Source organism: Parabacteroides sp. PF5-9 (assembly GCF_029893105.1).
Taxonomy (GTDB): domain Bacteria; phylum Bacteroidota; class Bacteroidia; order Bacteroidales; family Tannerellaceae; genus JARXWG01.
In genome coordinates this window covers 39,418-53,494 of sequence record NZ_JARXWG010000026.1, presented here as the reverse complement: position 1 = coordinate 53,494, position 14,077 = coordinate 39,418, and the positions used below count along the sequence as shown (strand labels likewise).

Genomic DNA, 14,077 nt, shown 5'->3' with positions numbered 1-14,077 from the left:
CTATGTTTGTAAACTCTTTTAAGGACCATGAGTGTTTTGGTCTTTTTCGAAACTTAGAAACAGTCAAACTTGACAACCAATTTTAGGACGGGACAGGTGTAACAAAAAAACAACTTGGAAACTGTGTTTCTTTCTATTGGATGGTGTAGGAAATCGATGCAAATACTTCGGAAATCAGGCAATGTTCTTAATACAGATGGTGTAGAACAGATCTATAACTCTTTGTTGGTTTATGTAGAACACGGGTTAGGTGAACAGAGAATATTATTATCTTTGTCTTTCATTTCCATAGTTTTTAACCAATAAATAGATCTAAAATGAAATCTGTAGTAGGAAAATTGATTGATGCAAAGGTTCTTGTGTTTTGTGTGAGCACTTTACTCTTTTTCTCTTGTTCAGGGAATAAGCCGAACACGCTTAGCCCGGAGGAGATCGCTGAAGGGTGGGAACTCTTGTTTGACGGAGAGACGTTGAATGGCTGGAAAGATTATAACGGTACGTCGCTGACGCAGCCTTGGCATGTGGTGGACGGATGTATTCAAGCCAAAGGAGAGGGGAGTGATGAAAGCGGTTATATTGTCACCAACAGACAATTTGAGAATTTTATTTTGTCATGGGACTTCAAATTACAAAAAGGGGGGAATAGCGGGATGTTATACCATGTAGTTGAACGTCCACAATATGCAGTTCCATATGTGACAGGGCCGGAGTATCAGCTGATTGACGATGTTAATTTTGAATCAGCGCTTGAACCTTGGCAGAAAATGGGCGTGGATTATGCCATGTATTTACCTGATTTGTCGAATGTAAAGGTAAATCCTTATGGGGAGTGGAATAATGCTCAGATTGTGTTTGATAACGGTCATGTGGAATTTTGGATGAATGGGGTAAAAACGATTGATTATGAGGCTTGGACCGAGGATTGGTTTGCCCGTAAGAACAGTGGAAAATGGGCTGATGCGCCTGAATACGGATTGGCTCATAAAGGGGTATTCTGTTTGCAGGATCATGGGTATCCGGCTTCTTTCCGGAATATAAAGGTGAAAGAGTTGCCACGTCAGTCAAAAGAAGTGACTCTTTTTAATGATAAAGACTTATCTGGTTGGGAAGCTTACGGAACAGAGTTGTGGTATGTCAAGGATGGCTTGCTGTATTGCGAAAGCGGTCCGGATAAAGCGTATGGTTATCTGGCTACCCGTGCATATTATGATGATTATGATTTAAGCGTGGAGTTTAAGCAGGAGGCCGATGGGAATTCGGGAGTCTTTATCCGTTCTTTTATCGAAGAGGGGGTGAAAGTGAATGGATGGCAGGTAGAGGTCGCTCCTAAAAATCATGATACGGGAGGGATTTATGAATCTTACGGACGTGGATGGTTGGTACAGATTCCTGAAGAGAAAGAGGAGATCCTGAAAGAGGGTGATTGGAATACGCTTCGTATCCGTGTACAGGGGGATAATGTGAAGACCTGGTTGAACGGAGAAGCGATGGTTGATTTGACTGATGCAAAAATAGGTGCCGGACAAGGGCGTATAGCTTTGCAGATTCATGATGGAGGCGGTATTAAAGTGGCGTGGCGGAATTTGAAGCTGAAGACGTTATAAAGGAAACGAAAAAAGTCCCCGATTTAATCCGGGGACTTTTTTCGTTTATCTACGTTTGTCATTTCTTCTATGGCGCTGTTCATGCGATCGGTCCTTGTTGTTCGCGGGGCGGTTATCCCTGTTGAATGATTCGCGACTACCGTTGCGCGACTTTTGTTTTTCCAGATATTGCTGATATTGCTCCGCAGTCATGATTTTTTTCATCTCAGCGTTGCGTTCTTCTGTCATAGCCAGCATTTTTTGCTGTTGTTTTTCACGTTCGGCTTTCATCACTTCACGCTGTTTTTCGCGTTCGGCTTTAGCTTTGGCGATAAATGCTTCGTTGATCTTTTGAAACTCCGCTTTTTGTTTATCATTCAAACTCAATTCGGCTACAAACCGTTCTTTTCTCAACGAATCTCTATCTGCCATTCCACCACGTCTGTTATTCTGTGCGAATAAAGAAGCGGTACTTAGTACGATAACCAAAAACAATCCTAATACCTTTTTCATTTTCTAAACCTATTTTCAAATTAAACAATCTATTAGTAAGTGCTCGAAATAATAGACAAGGAATAATAGGAAAGGTTTAATTGCTGATTAAAAGAGTTGAATTGCTTGTGTGGGAGGGGTGTTATGCACAATTCTTTTATCAATGTGCAATATTCTTAACAGGATTGCACAAAAAGCGAATTATTGTGCTACCTTTGCCGCGTATTTTTTCTGTAAATCGAATCAAATCAAATGAAAGCATTAACAATTGGGAATTTAAAGGCTCGTATACCCATTATACAAGGAGGTATGGGAGTCGGGATCTCTCTTTCGAATCTGGCATCAGCTGTTGCCAATGAAGGGGGGATTGGGGTTATCTCTGCTGCCGGACTCGGCCTCTTATATAAGAAACTGTCACCAAACTATACCGAAGCAGGCAATTTGGGTCTGATTGAAGAGATCCGTAGAGCCCGTGAAAAGGCTAAGGGGATTATTGGTGTTAATATCATGGTTGCTCTTTCTGATTTTGCTGAATTGGTAAAAACGAGTATCGCTGAAAAGGTGGATGTCATCTTTAGTGGTGCCGGATTACCATTAGACTTGCCTTCTTTTCTACATAAAGATAGTGTAACGAAATTAGTGCCGATCGTATCCAGTGCCCGTGCGGTGCGGATTATTTGTGAGAAGTGGCAGAATAATTATGGATATCTTCCGGATGCTGTTGTTCTTGAAGGGCCTAAAGCAGGCGGACATCTTGGGTATAAAGAGAATCAGTTGGAAGATCAACTTTTTTCTTTGGAAGAACTATTGCCTCAGGTTGTTCACGAGGTGTCTCTTTTTGAAGAGAAATACCATAAAAGTATTCCTGTCATTGCTGCAGGTGGTATTTATACGGGGGAAGATATTCGTCGTATGATGGAACTTGGTGCTTCAGGGGTACAGTTGGGTACGCGTTTTGTGACGACGACCGAATGTGATGCTTCGGAAGATTTCAAGATGAGTTATATCAATGCGCATGAAGCGGATATTGAAATCATTAAAAGTCCGGTAGGTATGCCGGGGCGTGCGATTCATTCGTCTTTTCTTGAGAAGGTAAAAGCTGGGATCCAACAGCCTAAATCGTGTCCGTTTAATTGCATAAAGACTTGTGATATTTCACGTAGTCCGTATTGTATTGTTTTGGCGCTCTATAATGCCTTCAGGGGGAATTTTGAAAAAGGGTATGCGTTTGCTGGAAGCAATGCCTGGCGGGCAAAAAATATTGTATCGGTTAAGGAAACAATCGCGGAGTTGGTTGCTGAATGGAAGGCAAAGGAGTTGAAGTTCAGATGATTTAATTACGAGGTATACGCTATGGATAAAGCTGTTGAACAGAAATTACGGGAACGTGCGCGTTTGAATCCGTATGTCAATTTTCTGGGCATTGAATTTACAGTAATCGAAGCGGGCAGGGTAGAGGCTCGTATGCCTTTACAGGAGGAGCAGAAACAGTATAGTGGGGTCAGCCATGGTGGCGTATTGGCAGCTTTAGCGGATACGATTGCCGGTTTTGCGGCATACACTATGACACCGATCGAAAAAGATGTATTGACGGCTGAGATGAAAGTTTCGTTTCTCAGGGCTGCCTGGGGGAAGGAGTTAAGGGCAATCGGTTATGTCATTAAGCCGGGACGGAATGTGCATTTTTCAGAGTGTGAGATCTATTGTGATGAGACGTTGGTAGCTAAAGCTTCCGGCACATTTTGTGTTGTTCATCCGCAGGTTTAGTTTGATTCATATAAAATGGTATAGATAAGCTTGGTCTTTTGGAGATCAGGCTTATTTTTTTTGAGAAATCGGGTTGGTTTATTTATGGTTATTCCAATCAGAGGGATGTCGGTTAGGAATAGGATTTTTATTCTATTGAACGAGTTGGATTTATGCCGGCATCCCTTGATTGAAATGTTTACGTTCCGGTTGCCCGGTCGAATGGAGACCCCATTCTCCATTCCAGGAAATGAAAAGTGAATATGGCGGGTACATAAGCAGTCCTACGGATCAGTCAATCTTTCTGCCTTTAATCATCATCTGTATCCACAAAGAATAATCGTTATGGATAGATCGTTATAGGACTGCTTTTATCTGTTTTTATTATCCGGTTTACCCCTGTAAATCCGGCGAATAAATGTACCCCAAAGAACTATTTTCCTGAGAATAACTGAAAAGACAGTATTCAATCAACATCGCAAAATCGGATAGTTCTTACACTCATAATGCCTTATGAATGTGGTACAAAGAAAAGGGAAAGATGAGTAAAGAAAAGTTAAGGCGGGGTGAATCGGTTAATTCGATGGGTGAAACGCCTTTTCGTGGTAGGTCGATTTATTTTTTTACTCTTCGGAGAGGATCCATTTCTTTAAGATTGGTGATTTGTTTTTACTGATGATAATTCGTTCGGGGATTGGGATAATGAGGTTGACGGATAGGCGGCTTCCAAACCATAATTCGATGTCCTTGATGGCCTGGCGTGAGATGATGAACTGGCGGTTGGCCCTGAAGAATATATTCTCGTCTAATTGTTCGCTTAATGCATCCAACGTACTGTCTACGGGATGTTGTTTGCCATCCATTGTGTAGGCTGTGACTTTTTCATTGGTTGTATAGATATAGCAGATTTGTTCTACCGGTAATGGGTAGAATTTATCAGGCAGCATAATCAATAAGCTTTTTATCGTGTGACGGCTTGTTATGGTTTTATTGGTCTTCCGGATGTGTTCCAATCGCTGTTCTGTATTGAATAGGCGAAGTTTATTCAGTGATCGTTCCAGGGAGATTAAGGTGACTGGTTTTAATAGATAATCAACGCTGCTTACTTGAAAGGCCTGTAATGCATAATCGTCGTAGGCTGTCGTAAAAACGACAGGTGCGTCTATTTCGACTTGTTCGAATATTTTAAATGCGGTTCCATCTGCCAGGTGGATATCCATAAAGATGATATCGGGATGTGGGTTGTTTTTAAAGTAACAGACGCTTTCTTCAATACTTTCCAGTTCGGCTACGACTTCAATGGGAACGACTTTGTTTTGGGCAAGAATAGCCTTTAGGCTGGTGACGGCAGCTGTTTCGTCTTCAATGATAATTGCTTTCATACAGAAATGGGTTTATTGAGTAATGGCAATGATACTTTAAAATATTCTTTTTGTTTAGACATTTGAATGTCTTTGCCGGTCAGCATCTTGTAGCGCCCCCACAGGTTTTTCAATCCGATTCCGCTGCGTTCGTTCTCTTCGACCTTCGGCTGTATTTTATTGGATATAATCAGATACTGATCCTTTGTGGTATAAATATCTACCTGTAAGGGGTATTGTTTGCTGATTACATTGTGTTTGACGGCGTTCTCTATTAGCGGTAAAACACTTAGCATTGGTAAATACCAGAGTAGATATGTGCTGTCTACCTGAATGGAGAAGAATAGTTTCCCTTCGTACCTGACGCTTAATAGATAGGTATAGGCTTTTACGAATTCAAGTTCTTCTGCCAGGCTGACCAGTTCTTTTTTATTGCTTTGAAGGATATAGCGGAATACATTGGACAGTTCATCGAGATAGGTGAGTGTTTGTTCTTTTTCACCGCTTCTGATCAATGAGTTTAATCCGTTTAAGGAGTTGAAAAAGAAGTGGGGATTGATCTGTCCCATTAAGGCATTGTAGGATGATTGTAGATTTTCTGTTTTGAGTTTCTCATAGGCCAGTGCCATTTGCTGCCGGCTATCCAGGATATGGATCAGTATAACAATAAGTATGACGGTGATCAAGACGAACAGGTGCTCTGTAATTACAGGTCTGTGATGAAACACTGGTTTTATCTGTTGGGCTTGAGGCTCCGGAATATTGAAGAAATGTTGTATAAAAGCCTCTTCTTCCGATAATTCTCTTGGGTAGGAGGTTTGGGTGCGTGTGTGAGAGTTGCCAGTCACTGTACTTAGAATGACGGGATATACTTGTAGGAGTAATAGAGCGACTACGACTGTCACTCCGGCTGCAAACAGTCCGGCTTTATATTCATTGCGTCTGAAGAGGTTATCACCTATGCGGAGCATATAGATGGTTGTAATAAACAGAATAAAGGTGAAAAAGAAAAACCAGATCAGCGAGAAATAGATGAATGATTGTTCAAAGATCGTTTCATCGATCATCGCAGAAGGAGTCGTGAGCTTTCCGTAATTTACTGTTAAAAGTGAGAAATTAACAAAAAGGCTTAAGAGAAAGGATACTATAAAACCTATCAGCAAATATCTTTTTCGAAACATCTGCATATTTCTTATATCTATATTAATGTTAGATGCAAATATAAATTATACTTCAATGCTGTAGCGCATAAAATCGACGAAACGGAAAAAAATAGAGGTGAAATAACATTCAGAGGAAAGTGTTCGGTCTGTTTTTTTCATAAAAAAGATGTATTATTGCACGAACAAACACGACTTATAAAATAGATCATGAAATACCTTAAATTGTTTTTTGTATTATTTAGTTTAATCGCTCTCTTTTCTATCCCTGTTTTTGCTCAGCGTTCGATGACGTTTGAGGATCTGAGGGGTTGGAAACGAATAAGTGAACAGGCTGTTTCTGAGAATGGAAAATGGGTGGCTATAAAGAGTGAGCCTTGGGTTGGTGATCCTATGGTTCGTTTGTTTAATGCAGAGGGGGGAGAGGTTGCCGTATTTACTCCGGCAGATAAATTTGTTTTTTCTTCTTCTTCCGATTATTTATTACTCACCTTAACACCGGGCAAGGAAGTCTTAGACTCATTGAAACTAATAAAAGAGAAACCTGAAAAAATGGAGATGAACAGACTTGTGATTTATGGTGTGAAGGGTCAAAAAGAAACGGTGGATTCGATAAAAACATATCAGTTGAGTGAAAAGGTGGATTGGTTGGCGTATCAATCGGGACGAAAAGATTCGACATTACATGTCCGGACATTAGATGGTAATCAAACGTTTCAGATTCAATCTGTTTCAGCTTTTGGATTTGCAAAGGATGGCGAAAAGTTATTTTTTGTGTCGGATGGTGATGGGCAAGGGTTAAAACCGGGTGTTTATCTTTTTGATTTGATACGAGGAGGGTATGAGTTAATAAAAGAAGGAGAGGGTATGTTTAAAGCTGTTTCTTTCGATGAGAAGGGTGATTTTCTCTCTTTTGTTTATTGCGAAGACAAGGATTCTGCTTATAAATCGTTTGATTTGTGGTTGTCTGAATATGGTAGACCAGCGATGTTGATAGCTGATCGTAATCATTCGTCACTTCCTAAAGGATGGGTATTGAGTGAAGATACTAAAATAAGTTTTTCGAAAAATGGTTCATATCTTTTCTTTGGAACCTCTCCCGAACCTAAACAGAAAGATACGACAACTCTGGCGGAGTACCGACCGGATGTACAGGTGTGGAATTGGAATGAGCCGGTTCAATATACCGTGCAAGTGTATAACCGGGAAAGTGATCTAAAGAAAAATTATCAGGCGGTATACCATCTGAAAGACAGATCGCTTTTCCAATTGGCTAATGAAGAAATACCGACGATTCAATTGGCGGATGAAGGAACGGCTTCTGTGGCATTGCTTTCGTCTTCGCGTTCTTATTCATTGTCTTCCATGTGGGAGGGTCGGACACGTCAGGATTATTATATCGTTTCATTGGAAAATGGCGAACGTACTTTGTTGAAAGAAGCGGAGTATGGCCGTATGCGACTTTCACCGGAAGGGAAATATGCCTGGTGGTATAGTGAAATGGATAGTTCGTGGTATACGATTGATATAAAGGATAAAAAAGAGTATCGTTTAACAACACCTGCGACCTTTTTGGCCTGGGATGAGGAGAATGATGTTCCTGACTATCCGGGGGCACATGGTGTGGCCGGGTGGACAAAGGGGGATAATCATTTGTTGATCTACGACAGATACGATATCTGGAAGTTTGACCCGAAGGGTGTTTCTGCTCCGGTTAATCTGACAAAGAACGGGCGGGAGTCGAAGGTTGTTTATCGGTTTATTCAGTTGGATAAAGAGTCCAAAAGTATTGATATGGAACAAGTTCAGTTGTTGCGTGGCTTTAACGAAGCGTCAAAAGGATATGGCTATTATTCCACCCAATTCTCAAAACCGGCAATTCCTAAAACATTATTGTCTGGAGATTTTATGTTGCGAATGCCAATTAAGGCAAAGTCTGCGAATACCTTGATTTATTCGATGGAATCGTTTGAAAAGTATCCGGAAATATATCTAACAGATCTCTCTTTTAAAAAATCGGTACAATTGACTCATGAGGGGAAACAGCAAGAAGGGCTGATTTGGGGAACAGCCGAACTGACGTCGTGGCTATCTCTGGATGGCAAGCATTTAGAAGGGGTGATTTATAAACCATCAAATTTTGATCCGCAGAAGAAATATCCGGTCATTGTCAATTTTTATGAACGAAATGCAGAGACACTTTATAACTACCATATGCCGGAACCGCATCGTTCAACCATAGACTATCATTTTTATACGAGTAATGGCTATATCGTTTTTAATCCGGATGTGATTTATGAAGATGGATATCCGGGAGAAAGCTGTTATAATAGCGTTATGCCGGGAATAATGCATCTGATTGCTAAAGGATATATTGATGAAAAGGCGATAGGAGCACAGGGACATAGCTGGGGTGGTTATCAGGTGGCTTATCTGGCTACACGCACCAACCTGTTTGCAGCCATTGAGTCCGGAGCACCGGTAGTCAATATGTTCAGTGCATATGGAGGTATTCGTTGGGGATCGGGTCTGAACCGTTCTTTTCAATATGAACACGGACAGAGCCGGATCGGGGGAACGCCATGGAGTACGCCATTGCGTTATGTCGAGAATTCTCCTTTGTTTACCATGGATAAGGTGGAGACGCCTATTCTTATTATGCACAATGATCAGGACGGACATGTGCCCTGGTATCAAGGAATTGAGTATTTTGTAGCATTAAAACGTTTGCAGAAACCTGTCTGGATGCTCAATTATACCGGAGAACCGCATTGGCCGTTGAAAATAGCCAATAAGATCGATTTTCAGAAGCGTATGTATCAGTTTTTCGAACATTATCTGAGAAGTAAGCCTATGCCTGTTTGGATGAAAGATGGTGTAAGGGCTGTAGATCAACCGTTTGAATTAGGATATTGACATAATGATTAATGGTTATTATTAATGATAAATGAATCAAGGTGGTGTTCTTTCATCGTTTTTTGGTTAAGTTTGTCGCCCAAAACATTTATACAACATGACTCAACGATTTGATTTCTTAGTGATCGGATCCGGAATAGCCGGAATGAGTTTCGCTTTGAAAGTAGCTGATAAAGGGAAAGTAGCCCTCATTTGCAAGTCCGGACTGGAAGAAGCCAATACCTATTTTGCGCAGGGAGGGGTTGCGTCGGTGACCGATCTGCTGAAAGATAATTTCGAGAAACATATCGAAGATACAATGATTGCCGGCGACTGGTTGAGTGACCGAACTGCGGTAGAGAAGGTGGTGCGTGAAGCTCCTGCACAGATCGAAGAATTGATCAGTTGGGGTGTCGATTTTGATAAAGATGAGAAAGGTAATTTTGATTTGCATCGGGAAGGAGGACATTCGGAATTCAGAATATTGCATCATAAAGACAATACCGGAGCAGAGATTCAGGATAGTTTAATACAGGCCATTAAAGCACATCCAAGCATTACTGTTTTTGAGAATTCTTTTGCCATTGAAATCATCACTCAGCATCATTTAGGGGTGACAGTGACCCGGCAGACGCCTGATATCGAGTGTTATGGTGCGTATGTCATGGATCTGAATACTGGCCGTATCGATAAATTCCTCTCTAAAGTGACTTTGATGGCTACCGGTGGAATAGGGGCGGTTTATCTAACGACAACCAATCCGCTGGTTGCGACAGGGGATGGCATAGCCATGGTTTATCGGGCCAAAGGAACGGTGAAAGATATGGAATTTGTACAGTTCCATCCGACCGCGCTTTATCATCTGGGTGATCGTCCTTCTTTTTTAATCACTGAAGCGATGCGTGGATATGGAGGTGTGTTGCGAACGCTGGATGGCAAGGAGTTTATGCAGAAATATGACGACCGCTTGTCGTTAGCTCCAAGGGATATTGTCGCCCGTGCAATCGACAATGAGATGAAGAATAGAGGAGAAGATTACGTCTGTCTGGACGTCACACATAAAGACCCGGAAGAAACCAAAAAGCATTTCCCCAATATTTATGAAAAATGTCTAAGCTTGGGAATTGATATTACGAAAGAGTATATCCCTGTGGCTCCGGCAGCTCATTATTTATGCGGAGGAATTAAGGTTGATCTTGATGGTTGCTCTTCCATTAAACGGTTGTATGCCGTTGGCGAATGTGCCTGTACCGGCTTGCATGGAGGGAACCGGTTAGCTTCCAATTCCTTGATAGAAGCTGTAGTCTATGCGGATGCTGCCGCTAAACATAGCCGTTCTTTGATAGAGGGATATATGTATCAGGAAAATGTACCGGATTGGAATGATGAAGGGGTTCGTTCTCAGGAAGAGATGGTGTTGATCACGCAAAGTGCCAAAGAAGTGGGGCAGATTATGAGTACGTATGTTGGTATTGTACGTTCTGATTTGCGTCTGAAACGTGCCTGGGATCGTCTGGATATACTTTATGAAGAGACTGAAAGTCTTTTTAAACGCTCTGTTGCATCGAAAGAGATTTGTGAATTACGTAATATAATCAATACCGGTTATCTGATTATGCGCCAGGCCATGGATCGGAAAGAAAGTAAAGGGCTTCATTATACATTGGATTATCCGGCGGAAAAATAGAGGCTATTCATCCAGTTCAAAGAATAAGTGATCGTATAATTCTTTTTTCTCCTTTTTTTTTGCATTTTTATAATCTGCAAATGCGACAAATACCTTTTCGGCTTGCTCTTTTGTCTGTTTGCCATACTCGATGAGTGTAGAAAAAGCGATCCTTTGAAAAGGGACGGATGACTTTTCCAATGTCTGACGAATCTGATTCAATAACAGCGTAGATTCTTCCGCAGAAAGTAGAACGTCCTTTTTGAAAAGCCGGAAATAAAGGTGGTAGGCGATTAGTTGCCGGTATCCTTCTTGCGACAACCATTCTTTTGCGAGTTGATTTGTAAATGATGTATGCTGTAATAGATTGAAACTGAACTGTTCGGCAATCTCAATGTGTTGTATTTCGATCACCCATTCCTCTGCTTTTTCTTTGGTGAAAGAGGGACTCGGATATAATAGGGTGGCTAAGATTTTTAACTCTCTGACATCTTCATTCCATAATAATTCTGCCAGTTCCGGATTGGGTGTATATTGCTTGGCGATCTCTTTGAGTTTAGGCAAGGATACACCAAAATTGAGTTTATAAGTGATCCCTTTTTCCCGCATGCTTGTCGAGGCGATTCCGTTCATCGACAGACGCAATTGAGTTCGTATATGTTGAAGTTGATTTTTCACAGGCTTCAAATAAAGGAGTCATCTAAAAGTCAGTATTCACCGACTTTTAGATGATTATTAAAGATTAATTGTATGCAGGCAGAAAAGAGTATTCGCGGCTATAACGAAGCATTTGTTCGGTATACCCTTCCGTATAATCCAGAATGATATCGGTAACAACTCCCTGATTGTTTTTCACCTCTTTCATTATCGGATTGATGAATCCTCTGTAAGGTGCAAGATTTAATTTGGCATATCGCTCGAGTACTTCCGCATGTAGTTCCGGATCAATTTTAACGGCATAATTTTCAACCAACTGTTTGCCGGCTTCGAAGTCTCCTTCACTTTTAATCCGTTGAACTTCGACCAGTAATTCACCGAATAGTTCACGCAATTTCTTGTAATCATTGATCACAACATACGTTTTCCCCTCTTTTTTCTTTAATTCAACGACTTGTTCTTTTTGCCCTTTTTCGAATACCCATTTGGCAATTAACTGCCGATTACGCATATGGGCTTCTTCTATATTTTTGCCTAATTCGATACGAACAAGTTGGGTCATCAAACCATTCATCATGAAATTATAATACTCGGCTTTATAGGCTTCTGCATCAGGTACAAGTCCTAAATCGATTAATTTCTGATCGGCGATATAATACAATCCGAAAAGATCGGCTCGAGCCTCTTCCAACGTAGAACTATAGGCTTTTAATCCGTCGGGGTCTACTCCCGGGAGGATAATACCGGAGCCATGTCCGAGGCATTCATGAAGGTCTGTATGGAGATTTCCGGTTAAAAAACCGTATGTATTACGCAATTCCCGTTCGGTATCACTCCATACAAATTCTTGTGCCAGTCCTCCTCCTTGGGATGCTTTGTCATAAGCTTCGGTAATATTTTCGATGGTCACTGATTTGGAACCGTAATGTTCACGTATCCAGTTCGAGTTTGGCAGATTAATACCGATTGGAGTCGCCGGATAACAGTCTCCTCCCAACATCGCAACAGTGATCACTTTAGCCGTTACCCCTTTGACTTCTTTTTTCTTGAAACGATTATCGACCGGAGAATGATCTTCAAACCATTGGGCATTGTCGCTAATCAATTTAGTCCGTTTGGTCGCTTCTTTATTGATGAAATTAACGGTCGACTCCCAGCTGGCTTTCATGCCTAACGGATCGCCATACGTTTCTGTGAATCCATTGACAAAATCAACTTCCGAATCCGTATCCTTTACCCATAGAATGGCATAAGCATCGAATGTTTTTAAATCTCCGGTTTGATAATAGGCGATCAGTTTTTCGATTACCCCCTTTTGAGCCTCGTTTTCTGCGAATAAAACGGCTTTTTTTAACTCTTCGACAATCGGTTCAATGGCTTCCGTATACAACCCGCCTACTTTCCATACTTTTTCAACTAATTGGCCGTTTTCTTTCACCAGACGACTGTTTAATCCATAAGAAACAGGGGTTGAGTCGTTCGGATTTTTCATTTTTGCATAAAAGGCTTCTACCTCTTTCTGAGTGACTCCTTCGCCGTAATAGTTGTTGGCCGAAGCTTGAATGAGATCTATATTTTCACTCTGTACGGTACGTTTGGACATGACTGCCTGATCGAAAATAACAGGAGTGATTTCGGCTAAAAACTGATCCGTATCCTGTCCTGCACGCAAAGGTAAGTCGGCTATATTCAATTGACGAACGGCTTCAGTGAAGAATTCCAACGAAAAACCGGGAGCAAATTTATCTTCTGCATAATGATGGTGGATCCCATTTGAGAACCAAACGCGTTTCAGGTAGGTCTCGAATGCTTGAAATTGTGACTCATTCCGGTCTCCCGTATAATTTGTATAAATAGCTTCTAATGTTCTTCGAATCGCCAGATTGTAACGATTGTTTTGATCAAAAAGGATATCCCGTCCCATCAATCCCGCTTCGGAAAGATGATAAAGCAATTGTTTCTGTTGCAGAGACAGGTCGTCGAATCCCGGCACTTCGTAGCGCAGAATCTGTAGGTCGGCAAACTGATCAACAACATAGTTGAACGTTTTTTCTGAGCCAGCGTCATGGCCTGTCTGATTGTTTTCTTTACCGGTACATCCCATCATAATCATTGTTGTCATAAATAATACACCTATTTTTTTCATAACATAACACTTCTATGTTTATAATATTTGTTTGTCGTATCGTCAAATCATGTGCAAAGGTAAAATTATTTTGTGGCATTGTGATGGTTAAATGGATCCATCCTGTTGAAATAACAAGAAGGCAGTGGCTGTTTTTTAGATACATCTACGTCTGTTTTTTGTTAGAGGTACCTCTAAATTGTTTTACACCTACCTCTAAACAGATTTAGACGTACCTCTAAATTATTTTAGACGTACCTCTAACAGAAAAGTGTTTTTGATGGTGTAAAAAACTTGATTGGATGTTCCTGGTTTTTACTGCTGTTGTTCCCAGAATCTCGTAGAATGGTTTCATTCTGTCTCTTGTGAGGGAAAAATGACCTTGTGTGGTG

At 41.1% G+C, this 14,077-nt stretch carries 10 protein-coding genes; 5 read left to right on the top strand and 5 right to left on the bottom strand.

Going from position 1 to position 14,077, the window contains the following annotated elements; genetic code table 11:
* Positions 1–317: 317 nt before the first annotated feature.
* The gene (locus tag M2135_RS13415) at positions 318–1,604 is read left to right on the top strand and encodes a DUF1080 domain-containing protein (RefSeq protein ID WP_280749028.1); all 1,287 of its coding nucleotides are present in this window, start codon (positions 318–320) and stop codon (positions 1,602–1,604) included.
* 45 nt (positions 1,605–1,649) lie between these two features.
* Here M2135_RS13415 and M2135_RS13410 read toward each other — a convergent pair whose 3' ends face one another.
* The gene (locus tag M2135_RS13410; RefSeq protein WP_280749027.1) at positions 1,650–2,096 is read right to left on the bottom strand and encodes a hypothetical protein; all 447 of its coding nucleotides are present in this window, start codon (positions 2,094–2,096) and stop codon (positions 1,650–1,652) included.
* Positions 2,097–2,327: 231 nt separating this feature from the next.
* On the opposite strand from M2135_RS13410, the gene M2135_RS13405 reads away from it, so the two are divergent.
* A complete protein-coding gene (locus M2135_RS13405) occupies positions 2,328–3,407 on the top strand; it encodes a nitronate monooxygenase (protein WP_280749026.1) in 1,080 nt (359 codons plus the stop codon).
* Positions 3,408–3,428: 21 nt separating this feature from the next.
* Positions 3,429–3,842, top strand: a complete 414-nt coding sequence (locus tag M2135_RS13400; protein WP_280749025.1) for a PaaI family thioesterase — start codon at positions 3,429–3,431, stop codon at positions 3,840–3,842.
* A gap of 602 nt (positions 3,843–4,444) precedes the next feature.
* On the opposite strand, the gene M2135_RS13395 is transcribed toward M2135_RS13400, so the two are convergent.
* A complete protein-coding gene (locus tag M2135_RS13395; protein WP_280749024.1) occupies positions 4,445–5,203 on the bottom strand; it encodes a LytTR family DNA-binding domain-containing protein in 759 nt (252 codons plus the stop codon).
* On the bottom strand, positions 5,200–6,369 hold the full coding sequence (locus tag M2135_RS13390) for a histidine kinase (RefSeq protein ID WP_348537118.1): 1,170 nt from the start codon (positions 6,367–6,369) through the stop codon (positions 5,200–5,202). Before M2135_RS13390 ends, M2135_RS13395 begins: the two co-directional genes overlap by 4 nt.
* 183 nt (positions 6,370–6,552) lie before the next feature.
* Between M2135_RS13390 and M2135_RS13385 the strand changes: the two genes are divergently transcribed.
* Both M2135_RS13385 and nadB read left to right on the top strand, forming a co-directional pair.
* Positions 6,553–9,258 carry a prolyl oligopeptidase family serine peptidase gene (locus M2135_RS13385; protein WP_280749022.1) on the top strand — a complete coding sequence of 902 codons (2,706 nt, stop codon included), beginning with the start codon at positions 6,553–6,555 and terminating at the stop codon, positions 9,256–9,258.
* Between the two features lie 97 nt (positions 9,259–9,355).
* The gene (gene nadB, locus M2135_RS13380; RefSeq protein ID WP_280749021.1) at positions 9,356–10,924 is read left to right on the top strand and encodes an L-aspartate oxidase; all 1,569 of its coding nucleotides are present in this window, start codon (positions 9,356–9,358) and stop codon (positions 10,922–10,924) included.
* Between the two features lie 3 nt (positions 10,925–10,927).
* Here the strand turns inward: nadB and M2135_RS13375 are convergent, their stop codons facing one another.
* Entirely contained in the window at positions 10,928–11,536 is a 609-nt protein-coding gene (locus M2135_RS13375) for a DNA alkylation repair protein (protein WP_280749020.1), read from the bottom strand.
* 109 nt (positions 11,537–11,645) lie between these two features.
* Positions 11,646–13,706: a dihydrofolate reductase gene (locus tag M2135_RS13370; protein ID WP_280749019.1), complete on the bottom strand. Its 2,061-nt coding sequence runs from the start codon at positions 13,704–13,706 to the stop codon at positions 11,646–11,648.
* Positions 13,707–14,077 lie beyond the last annotated feature (371 nt).